Origin of the sequence: Anaerobacillus sp., assembly GCF_046314235.1 — a bacterium.
GTDB lineage: Bacteria > Bacillota > Bacilli > Bacillales > Anaerobacillaceae > Anaerobacillus.
Window position 1 is genome coordinate 118,047 of sequence record NZ_JBKBWN010000011.1, and the last position, 25,223, is coordinate 143,269.

27 protein-coding genes are annotated in these 25,223 nt (G+C 36.2%); 20 read left to right on the forward strand and 7 right to left on the reverse strand.

The features are described from left to right. Positions 1–23: 23 nt before the first annotated feature. Together ACK4M9_RS15775 and ACK4M9_RS15780 are read left to right on the forward strand one after the other, a co-directional pair. On the forward strand, positions 24–923 hold the full coding sequence (locus ACK4M9_RS15775; RefSeq protein ID WP_409852550.1) for a ComEC/Rec2 family competence protein: 900 nt from the start codon (positions 24–26) through the stop codon (positions 921–923). Between the two features lie 67 nt (positions 924–990). Further along, on the forward strand, positions 991–2,289 hold the full coding sequence (locus ACK4M9_RS15780; protein ID WP_409852552.1) for an amidohydrolase: 1,299 nt from the start codon (positions 991–993) through the stop codon (positions 2,287–2,289). A 321-nt stretch (positions 2,290–2,610) separates the two neighbouring features. Here ACK4M9_RS15780 and ACK4M9_RS15785 read toward each other — a convergent pair whose 3' ends face one another. After that, positions 2,611–2,790 carry a hypothetical protein gene (locus ACK4M9_RS15785; protein WP_409852555.1) on the reverse strand — a complete coding sequence of 60 codons (180 nt, stop codon included), beginning with the start codon at positions 2,788–2,790 and terminating at the stop codon, positions 2,611–2,613. Between the two features lie 156 nt (positions 2,791–2,946). Between ACK4M9_RS15785 and ACK4M9_RS15790 the strand changes: the two genes are divergently transcribed. The 6 genes from ACK4M9_RS15790 to ACK4M9_RS15815 all read left to right on the forward strand — a co-directional run bounded on the left by ACK4M9_RS15790 (position 2,947) and on the right by ACK4M9_RS15815 (position 8,194). Beyond that, positions 2,947–3,426, forward strand: a complete 480-nt coding sequence (locus ACK4M9_RS15790; RefSeq protein ID WP_409852557.1) for a hypothetical protein — start codon at positions 2,947–2,949, stop codon at positions 3,424–3,426. 96 nt (positions 3,427–3,522) lie between these two features. After that, entirely contained in the window at positions 3,523–4,710 is a 1,188-nt protein-coding gene (locus ACK4M9_RS15795) for a pyridoxal phosphate-dependent aminotransferase (RefSeq protein ID WP_409852559.1), read from the forward strand. Between the two features lie 115 nt (positions 4,711–4,825). Continuing rightward, complete coding sequence (asnS, locus tag ACK4M9_RS15800) at positions 4,826–6,115, forward strand: asparagine--tRNA ligase (RefSeq protein ID WP_409852562.1); 1,290 nt, start codon at positions 4,826–4,828, stop codon at positions 6,113–6,115. Between the two features lie 98 nt (positions 6,116–6,213). Beyond that, positions 6,214–6,918, forward strand: a complete 705-nt coding sequence (locus ACK4M9_RS15805; protein ID WP_409852564.1) for a DnaD domain-containing protein — start codon at positions 6,214–6,216, stop codon at positions 6,916–6,918. Positions 6,919–7,014: 96 nt separating this feature from the next. Further along, the gene (gene nth, locus ACK4M9_RS15810) at positions 7,015–7,680 is read left to right on the forward strand and encodes an endonuclease III (protein ID WP_409852567.1); all 666 of its coding nucleotides are present in this window, start codon (positions 7,015–7,017) and stop codon (positions 7,678–7,680) included. Further along, positions 7,667–8,194 (forward strand): YpoC family protein, encoded by a 528-nt coding sequence (locus ACK4M9_RS15815; protein ID WP_409852570.1) that lies wholly within the window; start codon positions 7,667–7,669, stop codon positions 8,192–8,194. Before nth ends, ACK4M9_RS15815 begins: the two co-directional genes overlap by 14 nt. Positions 8,195–8,225: 31 nt before the next feature. On the opposite strand, the gene ACK4M9_RS15820 is transcribed toward ACK4M9_RS15815, so the two are convergent. Together ACK4M9_RS15820 and recU are read right to left on the reverse strand one after the other, a co-directional pair. Beyond that, positions 8,226–10,718 carry a transglycosylase domain-containing protein gene (locus ACK4M9_RS15820; protein WP_409852572.1) on the reverse strand — a complete coding sequence of 831 codons (2,493 nt, stop codon included), beginning with the start codon at positions 10,716–10,718 and terminating at the stop codon, positions 8,226–8,228. Positions 10,719–10,737: 19 nt separating this feature from the next. Next, positions 10,738–11,346, reverse strand: a complete 609-nt coding sequence (recU, locus tag ACK4M9_RS15825; RefSeq protein WP_409852574.1) for a Holliday junction resolvase RecU — start codon at positions 11,344–11,346, stop codon at positions 10,738–10,740. Between the two features lie 111 nt (positions 11,347–11,457). Between recU and ACK4M9_RS15830 the strand changes: the two genes are divergently transcribed. Continuing rightward, positions 11,458–12,441, forward strand: coding sequence for a DUF2515 family protein (locus ACK4M9_RS15830; protein ID WP_409852576.1), 984 nt, complete (start codon positions 11,458–11,460; stop codon positions 12,439–12,441). Positions 12,442–12,568: 127 nt separating this feature from the next. On the opposite strand, the gene ACK4M9_RS15835 is transcribed toward ACK4M9_RS15830, so the two are convergent. Next, entirely contained in the window at positions 12,569–12,691 is a 123-nt protein-coding gene (locus ACK4M9_RS15835) for a hypothetical protein (protein WP_409852578.1), read from the reverse strand. Between the two features lie 194 nt (positions 12,692–12,885). Here ACK4M9_RS15835 and racA point away from each other — a divergent pair, with 194 nt between their 5' ends. Together racA and ACK4M9_RS15845 are read left to right on the forward strand one after the other, a co-directional pair. Next, on the forward strand, positions 12,886–13,428 hold the full coding sequence (gene racA / locus ACK4M9_RS15840) for a chromosome-anchoring protein RacA (protein WP_409852581.1): 543 nt from the start codon (positions 12,886–12,888) through the stop codon (positions 13,426–13,428). Positions 13,429–13,734: 306 nt separating this feature from the next. Further along, the gene (locus tag ACK4M9_RS15845) at positions 13,735–14,025 is read left to right on the forward strand and encodes a hypothetical protein (RefSeq protein WP_409852584.1); all 291 of its coding nucleotides are present in this window, start codon (positions 13,735–13,737) and stop codon (positions 14,023–14,025) included. A gap of 49 nt (positions 14,026–14,074) precedes the next feature. Here ACK4M9_RS15845 and ACK4M9_RS15850 read toward each other — a convergent pair whose 3' ends face one another. Both ACK4M9_RS15850 and cbpA read right to left on the reverse strand, forming a co-directional pair. After that, positions 14,075–14,581, reverse strand: a complete 507-nt coding sequence (locus tag ACK4M9_RS15850) for a ferritin (RefSeq protein WP_409852587.1) — start codon at positions 14,579–14,581, stop codon at positions 14,075–14,077. A gap of 59 nt (positions 14,582–14,640) precedes the next feature. After that, positions 14,641–15,270, reverse strand: a complete 630-nt coding sequence (gene cbpA, locus ACK4M9_RS15855; protein WP_409852589.1) for a cyclic di-AMP binding protein CbpA — start codon at positions 15,268–15,270, stop codon at positions 14,641–14,643. 300 nt (positions 15,271–15,570) lie between these two features. Between cbpA and rnz the strand changes: the two genes are divergently transcribed. From rnz to ACK4M9_RS15900, 9 genes are all read left to right on the forward strand, one after another. Continuing rightward, positions 15,571–16,509, forward strand: a complete 939-nt coding sequence (gene rnz / locus ACK4M9_RS15860) for a ribonuclease Z (protein WP_409852638.1) — start codon at positions 15,571–15,573, stop codon at positions 16,507–16,509. A 93-nt stretch (positions 16,510–16,602) separates the two neighbouring features. Then, positions 16,603–16,863, forward strand: a complete 261-nt coding sequence (locus ACK4M9_RS15865; protein WP_409852592.1) for a DUF2524 family protein — start codon at positions 16,603–16,605, stop codon at positions 16,861–16,863. A gap of 144 nt (positions 16,864–17,007) precedes the next feature. Then, positions 17,008–17,571, forward strand: coding sequence for a cysteine hydrolase family protein (locus ACK4M9_RS15870; RefSeq protein ID WP_409852595.1), 564 nt, complete (start codon positions 17,008–17,010; stop codon positions 17,569–17,571). An 85-nt stretch (positions 17,572–17,656) separates the two neighbouring features. Beyond that, complete coding sequence (locus tag ACK4M9_RS15875) at positions 17,657–18,838, forward strand: pyridoxal-phosphate-dependent aminotransferase family protein (RefSeq protein ID WP_409852598.1); 1,182 nt, start codon at positions 17,657–17,659, stop codon at positions 18,836–18,838. Positions 18,839–19,071: 233 nt separating this feature from the next. After that, positions 19,072–20,922, forward strand: a complete 1,851-nt coding sequence (locus ACK4M9_RS15880) for an SLC13 family permease (protein ID WP_409852601.1) — start codon at positions 19,072–19,074, stop codon at positions 20,920–20,922. A gap of 172 nt (positions 20,923–21,094) precedes the next feature. Beyond that, the gene (locus ACK4M9_RS15885; RefSeq protein ID WP_409852604.1) at positions 21,095–21,307 is read left to right on the forward strand and encodes a hypothetical protein; all 213 of its coding nucleotides are present in this window, start codon (positions 21,095–21,097) and stop codon (positions 21,305–21,307) included. Between the two features lie 6 nt (positions 21,308–21,313). Continuing rightward, positions 21,314–21,793, forward strand: coding sequence for a PH domain-containing protein (locus ACK4M9_RS15890; RefSeq protein WP_409852606.1), 480 nt, complete (start codon positions 21,314–21,316; stop codon positions 21,791–21,793). After that, positions 21,786–23,240, forward strand: a complete 1,455-nt coding sequence (locus ACK4M9_RS15895) for a PH domain-containing protein (RefSeq protein WP_409852609.1) — start codon at positions 21,786–21,788, stop codon at positions 23,238–23,240. Before ACK4M9_RS15890 ends, ACK4M9_RS15895 begins: the two co-directional genes overlap by 8 nt. A gap of 140 nt (positions 23,241–23,380) precedes the next feature. After that, complete coding sequence (locus ACK4M9_RS15900) at positions 23,381–24,547, forward strand: TraB/GumN family protein (RefSeq protein WP_409852612.1); 1,167 nt, start codon at positions 23,381–23,383, stop codon at positions 24,545–24,547. Positions 24,548–24,659: 112 nt separating this feature from the next. Here ACK4M9_RS15900 and ACK4M9_RS15905 read toward each other — a convergent pair. After that, positions 24,660–25,223 (reverse strand): DUF2777 family protein (locus ACK4M9_RS15905; protein ID WP_409852615.1); only part of this gene is annotated, 564 nt, incomplete at its 5' end.

A 25,223-nucleotide genomic window follows, 5' to 3' on the forward strand; every position in this document is an offset into this window, starting at 1 on the left:
AACATGTTCGCGGAGTGATGACTGTGAGAAAATATTTAGTATTATTTATGTTAGTAATTCAAATGATTGTAACCCCTTATGGAGCTTACGCTGATAAGGAAACGATTGAGGTCGATTTGAATTTAGAGGAACAAGATTTAGCCTACACGTTTTTTGACTTATCGAACGGTGAAGCTACACTATTGCAATCGGGTAAGGGACAAAATATTTTAATTGATACAGGGAGTCTTGAGTCCCAAGAAGAATTAGAGCAAAGGTTAAAAATGTACCATATTGATTTCATTGATACGGTAATTATTACAAACCAAACTGAAGAGTATACAGGCAATTTAAAATGGGTAATTAATAATTTCAATGTTCAAAAGGTCATTGTTCCCGAAATAATTAAACAACAGTTGATTTCGTTCCACCAACTTCACGATAAAGATGTAATTGGTTGGAAAAAAGGTACAACTACAGAATTACTACCATTTTTAAAAACAGAAGTTCTTTATGTTGAGGAGCGAGATATCCTAGACAAAGGAGCGCTAGCTATTGTATTTTCTTATGGGAAACAAACATTATTATATATGGGAATAGCTGATAAAAAAGTTGAAAAAGAATTAGTAGATAGTCATCAATTAAAATCAACGATACTAAAGGTAGCAGACTTTGGCAGTGAAAAAGGAACGACACAACCATTTTTAGAAGAAGTTGATCCACAAGTAGCGATTTTATTCAAAAAAAATGGGGTACCTGTCAGTGAATTAGTGCTAGAACGTCTTCAAGAAACATGGATTGATATTTATCAGACTTCGCGCTTAGGAACAGTTTCCATTAAATGTCATAACGATGATTATGAAATCCTAACAGTTAGGCCAGAGGAGGAGGATTTTTCCTTTGGGTTAGCGAACAATATATCAAAACTGTTTAAAAATAATTAATACACATTTTTAAAAAAATTACTTCTTATATTATTATATAACGAGGTATGTTTTGAAGGAGAAACGAATGAGAAAACTCTTTTACAACGGAGTTATAGTGACAGGGGAAAAAGGAAAAATTATAAAGAATGGTTTTATTGTTGTTGAAAATGGAATGATCCAAACGGTTGAATCTGGAGATCCAAGGCTAAGTTTTCACGACATAGCTGAGAGAGTGAATTTAAATGGTCATTGGGTCTTACCAGGGTTAGTCAATACTCATGGTCATATTGGGAGTACACTTTTAAGAGGCTATGGAGATGATTTACCATTAGATGTTTGGTTAAAAACGAAAATGTGGCCAATGGAAGGTAAGTTTACAGAAGAAACGATTCATGCAGCAGCTTCTTTAGCAATTTTAGAAATGCAAAAAAGTGGCACGACAACATTTTTAGAGATGTATCACCTTCACCTTGAAACAATTGCAGCACTCGTTCAGCAATCTGGAATACGCGCGGTAATTACGAGAGGGATGATTGGTTTATGCTCTTATAATGAACAAGAGCAAAAATTAACGGAAGCAATTCATTTAAGCAAATCTCTTAAAAGATTTGGTGACGGACGAATTAGTACAATGCTGGCACCCCATGCACCTTACACCTGTCCGCCTGCTTTTCTAGAGATGATTGTTTTAGAGGCTAAAAAGAATAACTTACCAATTCACATTCATTTATCTGAAACAGCGAAAGAAGTTAACGAGCACGTTGAAAAGTACGGAAAAAGACCAGCGATTCATTTGGCTGAATTAGGTGTATTCGATGTTCATACTTTGATTGCGCACGGTGTTCATTTAGATGATGAGGAATTTGAAGTGCTTGCCAATAACCGAGTAGCCGTATCACACAATCCAATAAGTAATCTAAAACTTGGCTCTGGGATCGCTAAAATACCAAAAATGCTTAGTAAGAACATTTTAGTCGGATTGGGAACAGACAGTGCAGCATCAAATAACAATTTGGATATGTTCCAAGAAATGAGAATGGCTGCTTTAATTCATAAAGGTAATTTAGAAAACGCTACGGTTGTTTCTGCAGAAGAAGTACTGGTAATGGCGACCAAAAATGGCGCTAAAGCGTTAGCGTTGGAAAACATTGGCGTTATTCAAGAGGGCAAAGAGGCAGATTTTATAGTTGTCGACAGTCAACAACCTCATTTACAACCTAATGATCACGTCACATCCCACATTGTTTATTCTGCATCAGGAGCAGATGTTTTAGATGTCTATGTAAAAGGGAACTGTTTAGTCCGTAATAAGCAATGCCTGTCATTAGATGAGGAAAAAATAATCTATGAAGCTAACCGTGCTTTTCAAAACTTACTGAAGTAGAACGTCCCTTTGTTCATCGAGAATTGACATTGTCAGGAAAATTAGAATTGGATGAAGGGGAATAAGTCAAGTCACATAAATAATCATCTATAGTTAATTCAAATGGTTTTACATAAAAAAGAGGCTTCCTCAATGGGACAAAGTAAGTTGAGTGGACTTATTCTGTCATCTGCTAAGTATTGACGCATGAACGTCAACTTGAGGAAACCTTAAGTTAGGTGTAGGTGTCGGAGGTTATTTTGTAGAAAAATGATAACTGTAGAAGAAACAGTCATCAAAATCATGGTCGGCTAAAAACACATTAAAAAAACTAAGTTATGCTTAAACAGATTGCTTTTCCAACACTTCTGGAAAAGATGTTTGCCGAAAACAGTAGTGCATAGTGCGTTCTAACTTAGGTCGTTCTGGTGATGATAAAGAAAAGCTTTCTTTTTCCCTTTGGTACCACTCACATGTGCTAAGATGTGAAATTGGTTCTTTTTCAAGAGATAGTTGCTCCACGCTCACGCCTCCTTTGTTGAGCGGTACTTATATTATCTCCCGTAAAAAGTAAGCTATGTTTAGTAATATTTTATTAAGTAGGAAGAAAGCTTTTTTTTTAAAGCAGTATAGACAAATAACGGAAGATGGGAGAAATGACGGTGAGTAAAATAGACGATGCGCAAAATTATCAGTAGTATTATTATAATCTTATTTGTAGTTGTTGTTTGGCAAGGATTTGTTTTTTATTCTCATATTAATGATCCAATCCGCCAAAGTGAAAGTGAAGCCTTACGGTTTTTAAAAGAAAATATTGACATCGATCAAATCATTGTTTCGGATTATTACCATGGAACCGAAAGTTTTCATGTATTTCAAATAGCTGATCAAGATGGTGAGGAGTTCATTGTTTGGGTACCTCATTCATTAGATAAGTACGTTGTGAGACAAAAAAACGAAGGCATAAGTATTGACGAGGTCAAACAGTTTATCGAAAGAGAATTAAATCCAAAACAATTAATTAGTATTAAACTTGGCATGGAAAATTCAATTCCTTTATACGAAATTATTTATAAAGATCAGCAAGAACGTCTTTCATATTATTTCATAAGCTTTAAAACAGGCACTTATTTAAAACATTATCATTTAGGTATGTGAAAATTTTAACAATTATCAGAAAAATACTTGAAAGCTTTTAATAAGACCATTATAGTATGATTTAAGGTCTTTTTAGAAATTAGGAGGAGAGTAAAAATGAAGTTAGCAAATCGAGTTTCAACCTTAACACCATCATCAACTTTAGCGATAACGGCAAAGGCAAAAGCTTTAAAAGAAGCGGGGCATGATGTTATTGGCTTAGGAGCTGGGGAACCAGATTTCAATACGCCTGATTACATTATTGCAGCAGCAGTAAAATCAATGCAAGAAGGTCAAACGAAATATACACCTTCTGGTGGGTTACCCGCATTAAAGGATAGTATCATCAATAAATTTAAAGTAGATCAAAATTTGACGTATTCTCAAAAAGAAGTTGTTGTGGCAAGTGGAGCGAAACACGCGTTATACTTACTTTTTCAAGCAATCCTAAATCCAGATGATGAAGTTATTATTCCAACTCCTTATTGGGTAAGTTACCCTGAACAAGTTAAACTTGCAGAAGGTACACCTGTCTATGTTGAAGGGTTAGAAACAAATGATTTCAAAATTACTAAAGAGCAGCTAGAAGCTGCAATTACAGAAAAAACAAAAGCGTTTATTATAAATTCCCCAAGCAACCCAACAGGTTCTCTCTATACAAAAGAGGAACTAAAAGAGCTTGGCGAAGTTTGTTTAAAGCATGACATTTTAATTGTTTCTGATGAAATCTACGAAAAGCTTGTATACGGCGATGCAGTCCATACTTCAATCGCGGAGCTTTCAGAAGCGTTAAAGGAACAAACAATTATTATTAATGGTGTGTCTAAATCTCACTCTATGACAGGTTGGAGAATTGGTTATGCCGCTGGTAACGCAGAAATTATCAATTCTATGACAGACTTAGCAAGTCATAGTACATCAAACCCAACAACAATGGCACAATATGGAACGATCGCTGCTTACAATGTTGAAAGCGAGTTCGTAGAAATGATGAGAGTTGCTTTCGAAGAACGCTTAAATGTTGTTTATGAGCAACTTGTAAGTATTCCTGGTGTTAGCTGCGTAAAGCCTAAAGGAGCATTTTACCTATTTCCAAACGTAAGAGAAGCAGTTACTATGAATGGCTTCGATAGTGTTGACGAATGGGTTGAAAAAATATTAGAAGTGGAGAAGGTTGCATTAGTTCCAGGATCAGGTTTTGGTGCTCCAGATAATGTCCGACTTTCCTATGCAACTTCTTTAGATCAAATTCAAGAAGCATTAACACGTGTTGAACGATTTGTAAAAAACAATATCCAAGCTTAAACAGTTCCCTCCATAGCGTTGACTTCTATTTTTAAAGAGATGTATAATGGTTAGAGTCGATATTTTAGACTAATTATACATAAAGATAGAATTAATGTTTATGGAGGGAAAATTTGTGAAGACGACTATTTCTCAAGTTGGAAAATATACAGATCAAGAGGTCACAATTGGTGCTTGGATAGCTAATAAGCGCTCAAGTGGAAAAATTGCCTTTTTACAATTGCGAGATGGTACAGGCTTTATCCAAGGAGTAGTAGTAAAAGCAGAAGTATCTGAAGAAGTATTTGCAACAGCAAAAAGCATCACGCAAGAAAGTTCATTATTTGTTACTGGAGTGGTCCGTAGTGATGAGCGTGCGCCTTCAGGGTATGAACTAACAGTTACGGGGCTTGAAGTGATCCATGAGGCTGTTGATTATCCAATTACCCCAAAAGAGCATGGCACAGAATTTTTAATGGATCATCGCCATTTATGGTTACGCTCAAAACGTCAGCATGCTGTCATGAAAATTCGTAATGAGTTAATTCGCGCTACATATGAATTTTTTAATGAAAATGGCTTTGTTAAAGTCGACCCTCCAATTCTAACAGGCAGTTCTGCTGAGGGAACGACAAACCTTTTTCACACGAAGTATTTCGATGAAGATGCATACTTATCCCAGAGTGGTCAGTTATACATGGAAGCGGCGGCTATGGCGTTAGGGAAAGTTTTTTCTTTCGGGCCAACATTCCGTGCTGAAAAGTCAAAAACACGTCGTCACTTAATCGAATTTTGGATGATTGAGCCGGAGATGGCTTTCGTTGATCATGAAGAGAACCTACAAGTACAAGAGCAATATGTAAGCTATATGGTTCAATCTGTATTGAAAAACTGTCAGCTTGAATTAAACGTGCTAGGCCGAGATACAACGAAACTTGAACAAATTGTTGGACCTTTTCCACGGATTACGTATGATAATGCAATTAAATTTTTACAAGAAAATGGGCATGAAATAGAATGGGGTGAAGATTTCGGTGCACCTCATGAAACGGCAATAGCTGAAAGTTTTGATAAACCGGTATTTATCACGCACTATCCGGCAGCAATTAAAGCGTTTTATATGAAACCAGATCCAAATCGCGCTGATGTTGTTCTATGTGCAGATATGATTGCGCCTGAAGGTTATGGCGAAATTATTGGTGGTAGTCAACGTATCGATGATATGGAATTATTAAAAGACCGTTTTGAAGAGCACCAACTTTCAGAAGAAACGTATAAATGGTATTTAGATTTACGCCGTTACGGCTCTGTACCACATTCAGGTTTTGGTTTAGGACTAGAAAGAACCGTCGCTTGGGTTTGTGGTTTAGAGCACGTGCGCGAAACCATTCCTTTCCCACGTCTACTTAATCGCTTATATCCGTAAGCAAGAAATGTTTAAAACCCCGTTGATCGGGGTTTTTTCTTCTTAACGAAGAAGTTTAAGGGCGGTTTCATGTTATAATGACTTTTGAGGTGGAACAAATGGATCGAAAGATAATGATTAATTGGATCAATGATGGAACTATATCGATTCCAACACGACTTATTCAAGACTACAAAAAACTTAAGATAAATGAGAGTGAAGTCATGCTACTGATTCACGTTCATTCCTTCATACAGCAGGGCAATGGTTTTCCAACACCTGAAGTATTAGCTAGCCGAATGAGTCACTCTGAAACAGATTGTTTACAAATGCTTCAAAGTTTAATGAAAAGAGGCTTTTTAGAGCTTCAAGAAGGAAAAGACGAAAATAATCATTTCTCGGAAGTATTTTCTTTAGCACCATTATGGGACAAGTTAATTTCGGTAGCTTGTGAAAAAAAAGTTGAAAAAGAAGTCTTATCTAAAGAAGAAGATGAGCGTACATTATATCAACTATTCGAGGCTGAATTTGGACGTCCATTGTCTCCGATGGAATGTGAACTAATTACGATGTGGATAGATCAAGAAGATTATAACCCGAGTCTCATAAAAGCAGCTTTAATGGAAGGTGTTGTGTCAGGAAAACGAAATCTTCGTTATATTGATCGTATATTAATTGAATGGAACAAAAATGGTGTCAAAACTGTACAACAAGCAAAAGAATACGGTGAGAAATTCCGTAACTATCAATACAAGTCAACACCACAAAAAACAACCGAAGCAAAAAAGAAATTCCCTTCTTATAATTGGTTGAAGGATTCTTAGTTGTCGCTAAACTAGTCGGAGAAGGTTTTATAACTCATATGACAGCAAGTCATCCCTATTCATTTAAATTAGCAAAAACTCTTAAGGAGGTGCTGTATGCTTACAAAAAGGCAAATTGAAGAAGTTGTCCTTGTGAAAATGGAGGAAATGTTTCCAGATGCTCACTGTGAACTAAACCATCAAAATGCGTTTGAATTAACGATTGCTGTCTTGTTATCGGCACAGTGTACAGACGTTCTTGTAAACAAAGTAACAATAGATTTGTTCCAAAAATATAAAGCACCTGAAGATTATTTAGCAGTTCCTCTTGAAGAACTCGAAAACGATATTAGAAGAATTGGTCTATTTAGAACAAAAGCAAAGAACATTAAAAAGTTATGTCAGTCGCTAATTGAAGATTACGGTGGCGAAATTCCAAGAGAACGCGATCAATTGGTGCAATTAGCTGGGGTAGGTCGTAAAACAGCGAATGTTGTTACATCAGTTGCCTTTGGTGTCCCGGCAATCGCGGTTGATACACATGTCGAGAGAGTTAGCAAAAGGCTCGGAATTTGTCGTTGGAAGGATAATGTACTTGAAGTAGAAAAAGTATTAATGCGAAAAATCCCTGAACATCTTTGGTCTGATACACATCACCGGATGATTTTCTTTGGGAGATACCATTGCAAAGCACAATCACCGCAATGTGAACTTTGTCCGTTGTTAGATTTGTGCAGAGAAGGTAAGAAACGATTAAAGGGGAGAAACGATGGAAAAAGTTAAAATTCCAGAGCCTTTTTTAATAGAGCCTTTTTTTTCTGAGAATGACGAAATTGAGATTGATCAGAAAAGTGTGCTGGCATTAGAAAGAGAGCCTCTTCTATATGATATCTATCGATGTCACGGTATTCATAGTGAGGTAAAACCATGGGAGGATATCAATCAGTATTTCCCCATCCTTTTGCAGCAATGGCAAGCCAACCAGCCAATCATTACAGAGTTTTTTCGAGCGCGCGATCGAGTCGGTGCGTTAGAGCCTATGAAACGAATGGTTAAAGTGTTTTTAGCACTTTTATTTTGGAGCAATAGGCACCCAGTTCCAAGTTTAAAAAATATCACTACGTACATTCAAGAGCTAAACATTAAACCGGTCAATGTAGAAGAGCGAATTAGTTATATTTTATCTGCTCCTAATCATCATCATGCCTTTACCCAGCTTAAAGAGCTATTTATTGAATTAGAAAAAAAATATGCAGTCGCGAAACTAAAAGCTGCTGTTAAAACAAAAAAAACGTAAGGCACCATGCCTTACGTTCTTTCTGTTTTAGCTAATTGTCATCGTCATCGTCATCGTCATCGTCATCATCATCATCATCATCGTCATCATCATCATCATCATCATCATCATCACCGCCACCAATAATACCAATTGGATCAGGGATTTCAATTATAGGTGGTTCTTCAACTTCTGGAGTAATGATTGTAAGTTCGACTGGGTCACTTCTTAAGTTTTCATTTAATTTAGAGACCGTAACGAGTTTAAAACGATACGTTGCACCATCCTCAGGATTAAAGATGATATGCTGCATTTCATCTGATAACGATAATACTGAGAAGGGTCCATCATTGATCGATAATTGTAGCTCAAACAAATACTTTTGACGTTCTTCATCTGGGAATGTCCATGATAAAATAATTTGTTCAGTTATTTCATTATAGTCTCCCATAAAATCAGTTGGAACTGGTGGTTTTGCAAACAACTCAGAAACTTCTGTTGGCTCAGTACCTTTGACAAAGTATTCATAGACAATTTCGTCTTTAGGTGTCGTCGCACTTGGGAGAAGCCCAGTTTTTCTTTCCACACCGACTTTTACAACTGAATTAGGTTGTGTAAAGTCTGCTGTTTCTTTTCCTTTTGAGATTTCAGTCATTAATTCTTTAAAGAGATATTTTGCGACATGCTCGCTATGACCATCATACTTTATATAGCCATCCTCTGGCTTATTGTATCCTGTCCAAACGGCAATCGAATAGTTCGTAGTATATCCTGCAAACCAAATATCTTTTGCGCCATTTTGGATGCCAAAACGCTTTTTCTCTTCTTCGTCGAAATTTGAAGTACCCGTTTTACCTGCCATAGGTAACGAATCTACTTTTGCTCTTGGTCCAGTGCCATTCGGCCCAACTGCCGACTTTAACATATCAGTAACCATGAAAGCAGTGTAATCACTCATGGCAACCTGAGATTCTGGAGTTAAATCAATTGTCCGCCCATCTGGAAAGACAACCTTTCTAACAGTGTAAGGTTTGTGGTATACACCTTCATTTCCAAAGGCAGCATAAGCACCGGAAAGTTCCAGTGAAGAAAAGCCGGTAGTAAACCCTCCTAGCGAATATGCTTCTTGGATCGTGTCCAGAGGTATTCCTAAGCCTTTACCGAATTCGGCAGCTTTATCTATGCCAACAGCTTGAAATGCTTTTAATGCAGGAATGTTTAATGACTTTTGTAACGCAAAGCGCATTGAAACGGGCCCAGCGAATGTTTTACTAAAATTACTTACAGGAACACCGGTTGAGTATTGATGTGGCTCATCGACAATCTGGTGGAATGTCGACCACTTTAAATGTTCAATCGCTGGTCCATAGTCTAAGATGGGCTTAATTGTTGAACCAGGAGAGCGCCTGGCATCAGTAGCAAAGTTAAAGCCACGTTGAATATTCTCCAATTGTCGACCGCCGCCAATGGCTTTTATTGCACCTGTCTTTGTATCAACGACTGTAATTCCTGTTTGGAAAAATTCATCAGGAAATTTAACGATCTCACCTTCTAAAAGCTTCTCTGTATATTTTTGCGCGTCTTGATCTAACGTTGTATAGATCTTCAAGCCACCCGTATAAATATCGTTACTTGTAATTCCTTCAATTGCTTCTAATTCGACCATTACTTGGTTAAGGAAAGCGCTGTATGGGTAACTTTCTCGCTCAGAACGCTTTAGTTGCGACTCAACTGGAACAGCCTTTGCCCGTTCAGCCTCAGCTGCAGAAATCTTGCCGTTGCGTTCCATTAGCGTAATAACAATATTACGCCTTGTCTCAGCTGCTTCAGGATTTTTAAACGGATTAAAGTGATTTGGGCGTTGTGGGATTCCGGCTAAAAGTGCAGCATCCTCAGTTGTTAATTCGTCTAAAGACTTACTAAAGTAGCGATCGGCTGCCTCAACGACACCATACCCTTCTGAAAAGAAAATCGCATTTAAGTACATTTCAAGTATTTGATCCTTAGAGTAAGATCGTTCAAGTTTAAGTGCTAAATATTGTTCTTGTAATTTTCTCGTTATTTTTTTTTCTGAAGATAGTAGTAAGTTTTTTACGACCTGCTGCGTAATCGTACTAGCACCTTCAGCACCAAAACCACCAGTAACGTTTGCTTTAATCGCACCACCAATTCGGCGGAAATCAATTCCTGGATGGTCACGAAAACGGACATCTTCTACCGAGATAAAGGCATCTTGTACTAAAGGTGGAATTTCTGAAATATCGGCTGAACGGCGATTTTCTGAAGCACTTAATGTTGTAAATAAATTGTCACTCTGGTCAAATATCTCAGGATTATTTGCTAATATCAATTTACTTGGATCAATTGGTGGAGCATCCCTAATGATAGAAAAAACAGTGATCGCTCCAGCTGCAACTAAAGTTGCCATGAAAATTGATAAACCAATCATGACTTTTTTTAGCGTGCTTTTTTTCATAAGTGGACCTTTTTTGGTTGCTTCTTTTGCTTTACGACGACCTTGCCTCGTACGAGTATCTTCTGACATGATCATACTTCCTTTCAATTTAAGAAAAATAAACAGCTTCAATTATTGATAAATAGTCAATTCGCGGATAAAGACCGAGTGGTATTTGGTGTCCAAGAACTTCAATCTCTTTTTTTGGAATAGATTTTCGGCTCATTTCTTGGTCACTCCAGAATGAGCACAAATGATTTGCATCTAGTAAATACACTTCGTCAATCGCTGAAAACCTTAGTAGTGAAAAGCATATTCCTTTTTGCAAAAGAACCTGTCTCATATGCTCTATTTGATGTTTATGAAAGTTCTTCAATGGAAATGACGTCTTATTTTTTGTTTCTTTCGCTTCAAAGTCAATATATTTACCTTTATAGACACCATTATAATCTGTTGTTGAAGCTTGTTGGAAGTAAGCTTCTTTAATGACGGCAGCGCTTCGTTTCGGGTAATCAACTTTGACAATTTGAAGTGGAGTTGGCTTTTTATGAATAACCGCAATCCCTTTTGCCAAATAATATTCGTTAGAGCTATTAATATCTTCTTCGAGACTCATCCCACGATTGCCATAAGAGACTTTATTAGGTTGCTTTTTTAACTGATTGCTTTCATTTGGCAATGGTAAATAAGGTTTTCCATTGGGATAGCGAATTGACATTTTATGCACCCTTTACAAATCATTACAAAACTTTTTGAAAGCTTCGTTACATCACTAAATCATATCATATTTTTAAATGGCTGAATAGACTTGTGGTCAGGAGCTGGCGAGATGGCAATAATTTCATTAACAAATTCACAAAGTGAAATCATTAAAATAATTAAAAAACAAACAGAAAAAGGAAACCTTGATAATATTTCACGTACCGTATTTTATGAGCATTTTTATTTAAGAAACAAAGAAATTATTTGGGCGTATTTGGCAAGCTTTGTGTCGAGAAATGCCGGTTGGAATATGACAGATTTAGAAGGGGAAATTTTTAGTGAGTTAATTCCTAAAGATTACCGAGATGTTTTGTTTTTAACTTATGAACGAGCCAATTGGTTAATTTTTTCAGATGCATACCCGCAATTACTCATTTATGAATTGTCAAAACAAAAAGAAGAGCCATTATTTGATTTACTAAAATTTTTTCATGTTTCTGAATTTATGGTGGAACAGTGGTTTGAATTTTGGAGAGGAAAAGATATACAGCGTTTATGTAAAGCGTTAATTATTAATGAACAACATGTCATTCAGAAACCAGTCATTGAAGATCCGTTTTATCATGAGAAGGTTTTTGGAAGTCTCCCCTTTGTTATTGAGGAAAAATTACATTTTAGTACAGTTTTATTCCCTACACTTGAAGGAAGATTATACGGCTATTCCGTCCATGGGTTTAAAAAAGTGAAAAATAGAATTGATCTTGGAAAAAGGCTCACTAACCTGTTGTTTGATTCTAACGAAGCAAAAAAGATACGCGAGTTCGCAATAAAAATTGAACATACTGGATCTAGATATGATTACGAAAAATATGTGAAAAAAGTAGCTCGGAAACGAACACCAACATTGCGATCAACATTTCCGGTGATCCACCATCATCGTTCTGACTATACAGATTGGTATAATAGAAAAACTGCCCTAAAGGTACCAAAATACTTTCAAGAGCCAACAGCTATACCTAAATATGAGTTAACAGATTGGTACTATCAAAAACAACAACAGCTGCAAGTAGCAGCTAAGTTAGAGAAGATCTTACTAAATTTAATTAGATAAAAAGAAGGCTTTCCCACAAATGTCAGCGTACCTCAAAATACTACTTATATAGAAGGGTATGATTGTAAACAATCTATATAAAGTAGACGAGGTGACAGCTATTTTACTTGGGATAGCCTCTTTTTAGTTATTCTGCAGGGCGGTCTGGCCCACCTAATTTTTTGTCTTCATAGCCAGGCTTTGATTCCATGTTTCGCTGTTTTTCGTTTTTTGTAGCTTTTTTCATTTGTTCCTTATTTCGTTTAGCCATCACTTTCACCCCCTTAGAGAGGTTATTTATATATGAATTAGTTTTCCCGTGCAGTAGAAATTTCATGTAGATAATTATTTTTTTGCCATAATTACACTTTCTTTGACGAACAAAAACTAGTTTTGTCAAGGGGGAAGGGAATAACAGAATTTAAAAGAATTACCTATATAAATTAGTTTGAAAGGGGTAGCGTTATGGAAAAAGTATTGAAGACAAAAGAAGTTTCTGAGGAGTTAGGTGTAAATCCGACGACGGTTCAAAGGTGGATTAAATACTTTAACATCCCATGTAAAACAAATGAGCTTGGTCACTACCTAATCGCTCAAAAAGAGCTAGAAACTCTTTTAAATATAAAAGAACGACTCAATCGGGGGTTTACAATGAAAGAAATTCGTGAGAAGAGTGACCCTGTTCAAGTTGTGAAGGAGAAAAAGGAAAAAATGATCGCTACAAATGTCTTGGAAGACAAATTAGAGCAACTTATTATTCATATTGAACAAATTGAGAGAAAGCTCTCGGTTAAAGCTGATGAAGTAGTCGAGTATCAAGTATTACAGCATCGCAGTGAACTTGATAGTTTATTTACAATGATTACGAAAATAGATGAACGGATGAGTAAAATTGAACAACAATTACCTTCACTTGAGAAGAAGGTTGTGGGTGGAGTAGAAGATCATGTCCCTCAACACATAAAAAAAACACGTAAAAATAGGCTAATGAGAATATTTTCTTTTTAGAAAATGGATATGTAATTTGAAAGTTTGTAAATAGAAACAGAAACTTGAAAAACGAGAGGGAGGACGAGAGGTAAAAACGGAGGAAAGAAAGGTGGCCAACGAGGTCACTTTTTTCGTTTTAAAGGTATGATTATTTAACTGGTTACCGATAATGGAGAAAAGATTTTTAATTTAATGAATTTCATAATTTATTATTTACGCTATTAAGTTCTAAATTGTAGTTGCGTAGAAACCATTCGCAACTACATTTAGATTGATATAGCTCGATTAAGGTAATTATGAAATTCACTCAATTGAGGTGTTAATATGAAATACAAATTACCTTGTTTACTTATTTTTTTAAACATTATTTTCATCGTTGCGGGATACTTCGTTTTACAATACTCAATTTTTTTGCTGCTTTCACAAACTTTAACTGTCCACATTATTGGTTATCTTTTTGTGCTATTTTTCTTAGGAATATGTGTGTTAATCCATTATTTAATCGTTGACCTATACGCTCTAAAAGCATCACAAAGAAAAAAATGGGCTTTTAGTGTTAGCGGCATGTTCTTCTCTACATTTGTTGCATTCTTATTTTTAGCTTTCTTATTTTGAAAAAGCTCCCAACCATATTGGAGGGAGCTACTAAATTTTATTACTTTTGTTATTGTGCTGGGGGTGTAAATGTTCTAGCTGCAAATTCATTGTCTAACATGAAAAATGCATTGCTATCATTTTCAATACGTTTGAGTTTTTGGATGATTGTATCAAAACTTGCTTCTTCTTCGACTTGCTCTTCGATAAACCATTTTAGAAATGCCATCGTAGCATGCTCGCGTTCGTTTAGAGCGAGATCAGCAATGTTGTAAATCTTTTTCGTAACAATCTTTTCATGTGCTAAACCTTTTTCAAATGCATCAAGAACAGATTTATATTCATTACTTGGGTTTTCGAACCCAGTAATTATGGCACGATGACCAATGTCGTTAATAAAATTATAAAATTTCATTGCATGAAACCTTTCTTCTTCTGCCTGCACATTGAAAAAATTTGCAAAGCCATCAAGACTTTCAGAAGAACAATAGGCTGCCATTGCTAAATAGACATGTGCCGATTCGAACTCGAAATTCATTTGCTCGTTTAAAGCTTTTACTAAATTTTCACTTACCATTTAAAACTCCCCTTATTAAAAACATTCTAATCCAACTATACCATATCTAACAAAAAGGTTTAAAATTTTTCAATGTCAAAAACACGAAAACCTTCTTTTTCAAGCTTTTCAACGATTTCATTGAACTGCTTTTCAGTTGTGTTTTTTGGCAGTGTAACGATTACTCGTCTTAAGAATGTACTATCGTTATCGAGTGTTAACAAACTTTGAATATTACAGTATTTTTTAATGATTGAAACAATATTTTTTAAAGCCCCTTTGTATTCATGAGTAGAAATTGTCAAGCCATAGCTTCCTGTTTTTAGTCCCCATGAATCTTCTAACAGGGCCATGACATTTGCGTGAGTTAATATCCCGGCGAAGTCTCCATTTTCTTTCAATACGGCTACAAATGGATATTTTTTAATTGTAAAGAAGACTTGAAAGAAAGAGGAATTTTCATATGTAAAAATATCCTCGTCTCTAATTAATTTCGTCACACTATCGGAAATTGGGCCTGCATTTTTAACCATATACTCGTATATACGAGACTTATAAATATTACCAAGGAACTTTTTGTTATCTTTATCTAGAACGGGAATGCAACGATATCCAGATTCTTCTAACAGTTCTAACGCTTCTTGAATTGTATACCCTTCAGTACAAACTTTTACGTCTTTCTTTGGAATTGCGTTATACTTAATTTGCATAACTTTGACCTCCTAATTTTTAAGGGATACCTATATTATACTAGAGAGATAGTGAAAATTCCTGCATTAAGGAAGAACGATTTATGAAATATAATTGTCCATTTAGTATAAATAGCCTATTTTTAAATGATTTTATTAAAGCTAAAGCATGAACTCTGCGTAGCTATAATTTATCACCCCTAACTTTTTCATGTTAACATATTCCTTGACTTCGAAAGTTGTGCCTAACAATTGGTTTGCCTTCATTAAAAATACTTTGTAAAATATAAACAGTTAAAGTGTGAGGGAGATTGGATAATGATCAAACTACAATTTCTAGGAACTTGCGCAGGAATTCCGTCAAAAATGCGCAATGTAAGTTCATTGGTAATTCAGATGCTTCAATATGAAAATGAATGTTGGATGGTTGATTGTGGTGAAGGCACGCAACATCAATTACTACACTCATCGTTAACACTTAGTAAAATCAATAAAATTTTTATTACACATCTACATGGTGATCATATCTATGGATTACCAGGTCTTCTTGGCAGTCGTTCGTTTCAAGGGGCAAAAAATAAGCTACAAGTATTTGGACCAAAAGGGATTAAAGAATTTATTGATACGACATTAACAATTTCAAATACCTATATACGATATCCTTTAGAAATTTTTGAAATAGACCATGGCCCATTTTTAAAAACAGACTTTTTTACGTTTGAGGCATTTCTGCTTGAGCACGGGATCGAATCTTATGGTTATCGTATTACGGAAAAAGATAATCATGGGACATTAGATGCAAACAAGTTAAAACAACTTGGAGTTTCTCCTGGCCCTCTTTTTAAGCATTTAAAAGCTGGAAAGAAAGTCGTCTTAGATAATGGTAGAGAAATTAATGGGGCTGATTATCTAGGACCATCTCAAAAAGGAAAAGTTATTGCTGTTGGTGGCGATACAAGAAGGACTGAAAATCAGAACTGTTTTGCAAGGGACGCGGATATTCTCGTCCATGAAGCGACATTCTTACAAAAAGACGAACAACTTGCCTACGAGCATTATCATTCAACGGTAGGGAATGTTGCAGAACTGGCTAAGCGAAGTGGTGTGAAAGCATTGTTCCTTAATCATATCAGCTCAAGATATAGTCACGGTGTTGGTGAACTACTAGAAGAGGGAAGGTCAGTTTTCCCTAATACATTTATTCCTGATGACTTACAATCATACATTCTTAAAAAGAATGGTGATGTTGTTGAAGTATAAAGCGACCCTCCCCTTAGTTTTTTCTAGAATAAATTAGCGTCGTTAATGCCACATTAACGGTAGGAGTGAATGATAATTCTAGGAGGAATAACAATGGGTACCCATGATAAGATTAGACAACAATTACAAGAAGTAGAGGAAGCATTGCAATTTGCTGAAAGTCAACTAAATTCTGCAAAGCAAGTTCAAGGTGGCGATGACTTGAAATTCGATGAAGCTCAGCAGCAGTTAGAGCAAGTAAACATGCAAATTGAGCACATGCTAATAAGTGCAACAGCGGAGCAGAGAGATCAATTATTCCGTGCCCAACAACGAGTAAACCAAATGCAAAATAAAATGATATTAGGTATCTAAATCACAGGCTGCTTGCTCAGCCTTTTTTTTATACATTAAATTCGGGTCTTCAATAAACACATACTACTAGTCAGTAGAACTAACTTTGCAAATACAAACTTGATCGATTTCTTGTTATAATTTAAATAAAAGGAGAGTGTTGAAATGAAAGCATTGATTGTCATTGATTATACAAACGACTTTGTTGCAGATGATGGGAACTTAACTTGTGGAAAACCAGGTCAGCAAATTGAAGCTAGAATTACGGAGTTAACAAAGGAATTTGTGGAAGCAGGAGAATATGTTGTTTTTGCTGTCGATGTTCATGAAAAAGATGATCCTTATCATCCGGAAACAGCGCTATTCCCTCCTCATAACATTAGAGGAACTGAAGGTAGGTTTCAATACGGACAACTGGGGATATATTATGACCAACTGAATAACAAGAGTAACATTCAAGTTGATTGGGTAGATAAAACAAGGTATAGTGCTTTTTGCGGAACTGACATAGAGTTGCGGCTTAGAGCTAGGAACATAACAGAACTTCATTTAGTTGGCGTTTGTACGGATATTTGTGTGCTTCACACGGCTATTGATGCTTATAATAAGGGCTTTACTATTGTTGTACACGAAGATGCTGTTCAAAGCTTTTCGCAACAAGGACATGAATGGGCGTTAAATCATTTTAAAACAACGTTAGGTGCAAAGGTCGTTACTAAACAAATGTAGTTTTGTTGAAGAAATTAGCATGTTGCAGGAATATTCACATTATTGTCGAATTGCTTAACCATTATGATCAAGGAGTGGAATACATATGACTAGTGAACTGAATCCCCCTAAACGTCTATTAATGGGACCGGGGCCAAGCGATGTTCATCCTCGTGTACTTAGAGCGATGGCAACACCTTTACTTGGACATTTAGATCCGGAATTCTTAACGTTAATGAATGAAACGAAAGACTTATTAAAAGTTGTTTTTCAAACGAAAAACAAATTAACAATTCCAATGTCAGGTACTGGTAGTGCAGGTATGGAAACAGTATTTGTGAATTTAGTAGAGCCAGGGGATAAAGTTATTGTTGGGGTAAATGGGCTATTTGGAGAACGAATGGTTGATGTGGCAGAGCGTTGTGGTGCAACAGTTATTCAAGCTAATGCCCGTTGGGGTGAAATTATTGAACCGGAAGCGATCGAAAAAGCTTTGAAAGAAAATCCAGGAACAAAGCTTGTTGCAGTAGTTCATGCGGAAACTTCTACCGGAGTCATGCAACCGTTAAAAGAGTTAAGTGAAATAGTCCATGCTCATAATGCTTTATTTGTCTGTGATATGGTCACATCTATCGGTGGCATTCCGACCGAAATCGATAAAAATGACGTTGATGCGGCATATAGTGGAACGCAAAAATGTTTAAGTGCACCACCTGGCCTTGCTCCTGTGACTTTTAGTTCACGTGCTCTAGAAGTAATAGCGAATCGCCAAACAAAGGTCCAAAGTTGGTATTTAGATTTATCGATGATCCAAAATTACTGGAATGATGAAAGATTTTACCATCATACTGCACCAATTTCGATGGTGTACTCATTAAGAGAGGCGTTGCGTGTCATTATTGAAGAAGGACTTGAAAATGTCTATGACCGCCATAAACTATTCGGGACAGCATTGCATGCTGGGCTAGAAGCGATGGGACTAGAGTTGGTTGTCAAAAGAGAACATCGTCTTTATCAATTAACATCCGTATTTATTCCAAAAGGAGTGAACGACCTTGAGGTAAGAAAACAACTGCTCGCGAAGTATGGATTAGAAATTGGTGGAGGGCTAGGAGAATTAAAAGGAAAAGTTTGGCGTATTGGCTTAATGGGCTACAATGCCACGCAAATGAATGTAACTCAATTTTTAGCAGCATTAGAAGACGTACTACGACAACAAGGGTTTGATTGCAATCCAGGAGCTGGATTACTTGCAGCTAACGAGATAATCAGAGCAAATAACGTTTAAATAACTTGGGGACAAAACCGGCACGGTGGCGAAAACCACGCCGCCGTTATGTTCAATAAAAATTCGCTGGATTTCCTTGAACAAGCCCATAAAATTCGTTAGAGTTTTACAGCGAAGAGCAAGAAAATCCAGCGACCTTCTTATAAGTTGTTTTAAAGTCATTATGCTTTGCGATAAAAGTATTTAATTATAATTCAAAAAAAGTTTTCATACATAAAGAAGGCGGTTAAACTATGGAACCTCAACTTCTCTTAACATTTGTTATCTTACTTATTACAACCTTAATTTTCATGCTCGGAAAAATTAGGGCTGATCTAGTAGCAATGTGCTCGTTACTTGCATTACTTTTAACTGGGATTATTACAACGGGCGAAGCATTGGCTGGTTTTTCAAATTCACTCGTGATTATGATTGCTGGGTTATTTGTTGTTGGTGGCGGAATTTTTCGAACTGGATTAGCGAGTTTGTCTGGTAATTATCTATTGAAATTCGCTGGAAATAGTGAAACGAAGTTATTGCTTATTTTAATGATCTTAGTTGCGCTCTTGAGCGCCTTTATGAGTAATACTGGAACAGTGGCAGTGTTAATGCCAGTTGTTATTAGCTTAGCTCTTGGTATGAGAAAGAGTCCCGCCCTTTTTCTAATCCCCCTTGCTTTTGCTAGTAGTTTAGGTGGCGTGTTAACTCTAATTGGTACTCCGCCAAATTTAATTGTTAGTCAAATTTTGGTGGATAATGGGTATCAAAGGTTAGGTTTTTTTGATTTTACCCCTGTTGGGTTAGTTGCCTTGTTTACTGGGATCGTTTTTCTAATGACTATAGGGAAAAAGTTACTACCGAAAGGTGATTCAAAAGAACGTTTTCGAAGCCAAAAAGAAATTAGCCCATTAGAGTTAGCGGATTTCTTTCACATTTCTGATCAACTTTATCGAGTAAAGGTGCAACCGCTATCACCGCTAATTAATAAGCAGCTTAGAGAATTACAGCTCCCTAGATTGTATCACGTTGGTATTATTCATATTGAGCGACGAAATGGTGATAAAACAAAACTAGCAGGTGTCCAGCATCTACCCGCTACGTCTGAGACTATCATTAAAGAAAATGATATTTTATATGTTCAAGGTACGATTGAGGATATTGAACGGTTTAAAAAGGATTACCTATTATTATTTAATAAGGAAGAGCATGCGAGTCCTACGAATTTAGTTTCAAGAGATTTTGGTGTTGCTGAGGTTTTGTTAACGCCACAATCTAGCTTTATTAATGATACAATTGCAGATTTGAACTTTCGTGAAAAGTATAACTTGAACATTCTTGGAATTAATCGAAAAGGAAAGTACCAACTAAGAAACTGGGCAAGACAATCACTAAAATTTGGAGACGCATTGCTCGTTCAAGGGAAGTGGACTGATTTAGAACTATTAGCTAAAGACACAGAGGATGTTGTTGTGCTAGGTCAAACGAAAGAACAAGCCAGCATGGCTGCTGCAAGTGGAAAAGCACCGATTGCTGCTGCTATTATGCTAGGGATGCTAATCATGATGACATTAGAAATTGTCCCTGCCGTTACAGCTGTATTAATTGCAGCGGTACTGATGATTATAACAGGTTGCCTAAGGAATATGGAAGACGCTTATGGGAGAATTAATTGGGAAAGTGTTGTCTTAATAGCAGCAATGCTACCGATGGCTACTGCGCTTGAAAAAACGGGTGGTGTATTGTATTTATCGGATTTAATTATCGGTATTTTAGGTATATACGGTCCAATTGCTCTAATGGGTGGCTTCTATTTTTCAACAATGCTTTTTAGTCAATTCATTAGTAATACAGCGACAGCAGTTTTGTTTGCACCAATAGCAATTACGACAGCTATTAATGTGGGAGCAAGTCCTTACCCGTTTTTAATTGCGGTATCTGTAGCTGCTAGCATGGCGTTTGCGACACCTGTAGCATCACCAACGAATGCTCTTGTGATGACCGCAGGTGGTTATAAGTTTAGTGACTTCGTCAAAGTCGGTGTACCTCTGCAAATCGTCATTTGGATTGTCATGATGTTTACAATTCCATATTTCTTTCCGTTCTGAATTTATTCTTTTTTGAGAACAAGTAAAAGGCAATTTAAAAGTAGATTTATATTGCTTCCATGGACTAACTCACTCGAGTTTTAGTCCTTTTCTTTCTTTAAATAAAATATTTTTGAAATAATTAATATGGTGGTACACTATTGATGGATAAAATTGAATTGGAGGTAAGAACATGACTAAAGCAGAAATAGTAAAAACATTAAATGAGCAAGGGCTTACTGATATAATCGAGCTAATCGAAGACGCAGAAACTGGCGATTTAGAGGAGCTTGAACTCGTTGAGTCTGTTGGCTTGCTTTATGATGAGATGTTAAACAAAGAAGTAGTTAGAGTGTTACAAGAGTTAGGTGTCAAAATCATTTATGTTACAGACGAAGAGGAATAGGCCACTATGCGACCTATTCCTTCGCAAAAAATTTCGAAAAATGCATTGAATGTTTGGCGGATGACTGGTTTGGTTGAAACACTTTTATATTTGATCTTTCCAGTGGGCTACTTGTTTTTTGCACGATTTTTTCAAGGCCCAATGTGGATAACTTGGCTTCTTTTTGTTGCCGTTATTTTAATTGGACTTATCAAAATTATCATTATTCCGACATTACGGTGGAGAAAATGGCGCTATGAAGTGTATGAGAAAGAAATAGATTTACAATTTGGTATCATCATCGTTCGCCGAGTGTTAATCCCGATGCTTCGTGTTCAACATGTTGATACAAGACAAGGTCCGCTACTGAGAAGTTATGGACTAGCAACAGTAACAATCACAACAGCAGCAACAGTGCACCAAATACCTGCTCTAACCGAGGAACGGGCAGCTAGACTTAGAGATCAAATCTCGAAACTAGCAACGGAGGCTGATGAGGATGTCTAATCCAAAACGACTTCATCCTGTAGTGATTTTTTTATTATTATTTAAAGCGCTAAAGGAATTAATGATTCCAATTATTGCTGCGTTTGTCTTTGGCAGGGGTGCTACGTCTTGGGATTTTCCTTTTACTATCTATTTTATTATTTGTGGTTTCATTATTTTTTTTATTTATGGGTATTTCAAGTGGTACACATATACATATGAGGTAGACGGTGTTGAATTAAAAATCAAGCAAGGTATTTTCATCAAGAAAAATCGTTTTATTCGTCGCGAACGTATATATAGTATTGATATTACCGCAGGGGTTTTCCAGAGGTTGTTTCATTTAGTAGCTGTAAAAGTAGAAACAGCTGGTGGCGGTACTGAGCCTGAAGTAGTATTAGCTGCAGTCACGAAAAAAGATGCTCTTCAAATAAAGAAACAACTATTAGCAGTAAGTGTAGAAAATGGCAACGAAACGAATGATGCCGAATTAAGTGTACAGTCTAGCTCAGAAATCCAGTGGAGGCTTTCAAATAAAAATTTAGTACTAGCTGCGTTAACCTCAAGTGGAATAGGGATTGCTTTTATGGCGCTCGTTGCACTAGCTTCGCAACTAGAGGATTGGATTTTAAATGATTATCTCATTAATTCGTTCGGGTACATTTTTCAATCTAGTGTAGCAGTTATAATTGTAGCAGCGACAATGATCTTTTTTTTATCGTGGCTAGTATCCATTATCGGAACCATATTGAAATACGGTAATTTCATCATACGAAAAAAAGATGATGAAATTGAGATCGCAAGGGGAATTCTTGAAAAACGACAGCTTACTATCTCAATCACAAGGATTACAGCTATTAGAGTTGTTGAAAGTTTGTTCCGTCAGCCTTTTGGGTTAGCAACAGTCTATGTTGAGAGTGCTGGTGGGGGTTCTAAAGATGAGCAACTTTCTACTGTTTTATTTCCACTCGTTCGCATAAAAGAGCTAAAAGATCATCTTGGTGAGGTAATTCCAGACTTTTGCTTTGAACAACCAATTGAACCACTACCTAAGCGAGCAAAAATGAGGTATCTGATAAGAAAAGTAGTTCCTGGAGCAATTATTGCGGGTTTTATAGCGTTTTTTATCCCATATGGCTTTATTGGCGCCGCGCTTGTATTAGTCTTAGCTTTGTTAATTGGAAATCAACAGTTTAAGGATGCTGGTTTTGGAAAGAATGATCACTTTTTATGGATTTCATATCGCGCACTCTCAAAAACATTAGTGATCATTCCTAAACAGCGGATCCAAGCATTAGAGATAAAACAGTCATTGTTTCAACAACTAAGGACGCTGTTTACAATTCAAGCTTCAATCCTGACAAGTATTGTAGGTAAAGCATTTCGTACTGTAGATATAAGTGAAAAGCAAAAAGAAGAAATTTTAACCTGGTATTCATATGAAGAGACGAAGGGCAAAAAAGTTTAGCCATTTTTATTTGTCCGCTTTTTTAAATGAGATTTGTTAATTAAACGTAATTGAAATTTATCCTGTTTTAGCGCATAATTGTATAATGTTGTATTTTATATAATATCGGTTGAATAAGTCCTTAAAAAGGAAGGTAGTTTATGACGGAAGAAAACATTACGAGGATATACTTAGATGGTAAAGAACTTATACTTATTGGGACTGCCCATGTTTCAAAGAAAAGCGCGGAACAAGTAAAAGAAGTCATTGAGGTAGAACGACCAGATACCGTTTGTGTAGAATTGGACGAGCAAAGGTACCAATCTATAGTTGATGGAAACAAATGGAAAGATATGGATATCTTTAAGGTTATTAAAGAAAAAAAAGCAACGCTTCTTTTAATGAATCTAGTTATTTCTTCTTTTCAAAAACGAGTAGCAAAGCAATTTGGGATTAAACCTGGTCAAGAAATGATTCAAGGTATTGAGTCAGCTAATGAAGTAGGAGCTAATTTAGTACTGGCAGATCGAAACATTCAAATAACATTTGCACGGATTTGGCATGGAATTGGTTTATGGGGGAAGGCGAAGCTTCTTTTACAAATATTCGCTAGTATTTTTAATAACGAGACAATTTCTGAAGAAGAACTGGAAAAAATCAAATCACAAGATATGCTAAATTCAATGCTTGATGATTTTACGGTCGCATTCCCTAAATTGAAGGTTCCGTTAATTGATGAACGAGATCAATATTTAGCGCAAAAAATTAAAGAAGCACCAGGAAATAAAATTGTAGCAGTCTTGGGGGCAGCGCATGTTCCTGGCATTAAGAAAGAGATTGAACGAGATCATGATTTAGAGGCGATATCAAAACTGCCAGCTAAATCTAAAGTGCCGAAGATAGTAGCTTGGGCAATTCCATTCCTTATTCTTGGTATCATTGCTTATACTTTTTATGCTAACCCTACTGCTGGATTCCAACAAACAATAAGTTGGATTTTGTGGAATGGATCATTTTCAGCACTTGGTGCTGCAATTGCTTTCGGACACCCACTCGCAATCCTGACAGCCTTTCTAGTCGCCCCATTAAGCTCTTTAAGCCCATTAATGGCAGCTGGGTGGTTTGCAGGGTTTGTACAAGCCTATTTTCGTCGTCCGAATGTAGCAGATTTTGAAACTCTTTCAGAAGATGTCTATTCTGTTAAAGGCTTTTGGGGTAATAAAGTAACTCGCATTCTCCTTATTGTTGTTTTAACAAACATAGGAAGTACATTAGGAACAATTATTGGTGGAGCTGACGTTGTTCGCTTGTTTATCGAGAACTTATAATTATTGGAAAACACACGAAGCCTAACACGAGATTTGTAGAGTGATATAAGGGGGAAAATGTATAAATCAAAGAAACCGCCTAATTGGCGGTTTTTTTTGATGAAAGTGTTGGCTATTTTGTTTTTTCAGTTGTATAAGTCATTAATAAACGCTTGCCTTTATCATTTGTAAATTCAAAGCGATCGTAGGTAATATCATCTTCCTCATCATTTATTTCACGTTCATAATGGTGTTGGACAAGTAACGTTTCGCCATTTTTTTGGTATGAGATGAAGTTAACCCCTTTAAATGTCTTTTCTTCTTCAGAGGCGAGGTATTGATTAAGAAGTGTATTATGGCAATTGACACAATGGTCATGTTTCATTTTATACTTTTTTAGGCCACTCATTAAGGAATCTAAGGCAGGCTTTTCTAATTCGTTAATAAAAATTTGATATGGATCAAATTGATCTTTATTTAATCGTATTTGGCTGCCTACTTTTACTTGGTGACGTTTTTTCTTTTCGTCAACGAAAACTAGATCTTCTGAATAATGAACGGTCATCCAACGACCCTTCACTCTAATTTGAAAATCAAACGGACAGTCACTTAGAGGAACCTTGTTGTTATTTTCATCTAAGACGTATACATAATCATTGTCTTTAGCAATTTTGTAATATTGGTAGTCTAGTTTATC

Coding starts and splice junctions, on each gene's coding strand:
- nth (WP_409852567.1), top strand. CDS start 7,015: ATGCTTACAAAAAGGCAAATTGAAGAAGTTGTCCTTGTGAAAATGGAG.
- ACK4M9_RS15900 (WP_409852612.1), top strand. CDS start 23,381: ATGACGGAAGAAAACATTACGAGGATATACTTAGATGGTAAAGAACTT.
- ACK4M9_RS15865 (WP_409852592.1), top strand. CDS start 16,603: ATGGGTACCCATGATAAGATTAGACAACAATTACAAGAAGTAGAGGAA.
- racA (WP_409852581.1), top strand. CDS start 12,886: ATGGAAAAAGTATTGAAGACAAAAGAAGTTTCTGAGGAGTTAGGTGTA.
- ACK4M9_RS15885 (WP_409852604.1), top strand. CDS start 21,095: ATGACTAAAGCAGAAATAGTAAAAACATTAAATGAGCAAGGGCTTACT.
- ACK4M9_RS15780 (WP_409852552.1), top strand. CDS start 991: ATGAGAAAACTCTTTTACAACGGAGTTATAGTGACAGGGGAAAAAGGA.
- ACK4M9_RS15870 (WP_409852595.1), top strand. CDS start 17,008: ATGAAAGCATTGATTGTCATTGATTATACAAACGACTTTGTTGCAGAT.
- ACK4M9_RS15845 (WP_409852584.1), top strand. CDS start 13,735: ATGAAATACAAATTACCTTGTTTACTTATTTTTTTAAACATTATTTTC.
- ACK4M9_RS15820 (WP_409852572.1), bottom strand. CDS start 10,718: ATGTCAGAAGATACTCGTACGAGGCAAGGTCGTCGTAAAGCAAAAGAA.
- ACK4M9_RS15815 (WP_409852570.1), top strand. CDS start 7,667: ATGGAAAAAGTTAAAATTCCAGAGCCTTTTTTAATAGAGCCTTTTTTT.
- ACK4M9_RS15805 (WP_409852564.1), top strand. CDS start 6,214: ATGGATCGAAAGATAATGATTAATTGGATCAATGATGGAACTATATCG.
- recU (WP_409852574.1), bottom strand. CDS start 11,346: ATGTCAATTCGCTATCCCAATGGAAAACCTTATTTACCATTGCCAAAT.
- ACK4M9_RS15880 (WP_409852601.1), top strand. CDS start 19,072: ATGGAACCTCAACTTCTCTTAACATTTGTTATCTTACTTATTACAACC.
- ACK4M9_RS15790 (WP_409852557.1), top strand. CDS start 2,947: ATGCGCAAAATTATCAGTAGTATTATTATAATCTTATTTGTAGTTGTT.
- ACK4M9_RS15890 (WP_409852606.1), top strand. CDS start 21,314: ATGCGACCTATTCCTTCGCAAAAAATTTCGAAAAATGCATTGAATGTT.
- ACK4M9_RS15895 (WP_409852609.1), top strand. CDS start 21,786: ATGTCTAATCCAAAACGACTTCATCCTGTAGTGATTTTTTTATTATTA.
- ACK4M9_RS15795 (WP_409852559.1), top strand. CDS start 3,523: ATGAAGTTAGCAAATCGAGTTTCAACCTTAACACCATCATCAACTTTA.
- ACK4M9_RS15850 (WP_409852587.1), bottom strand. CDS start 14,581: ATGGTAAGTGAAAATTTAGTAAAAGCTTTAAACGAGCAAATGAATTTC.
- ACK4M9_RS15835 (WP_409852578.1), bottom strand. CDS start 12,691: ATGGCTAAACGAAATAAGGAACAAATGAAAAAAGCTACAAAAAACGAA.
- ACK4M9_RS15830 (WP_409852576.1), top strand. CDS start 11,458: ATGGCAATAATTTCATTAACAAATTCACAAAGTGAAATCATTAAAATA.
- ACK4M9_RS15875 (WP_409852598.1), top strand. CDS start 17,657: ATGACTAGTGAACTGAATCCCCCTAAACGTCTATTAATGGGACCGGGG.
- cbpA (WP_409852589.1), bottom strand. CDS start 15,270: ATGCAAATTAAGTATAACGCAATTCCAAAGAAAGACGTAAAAGTTTGT.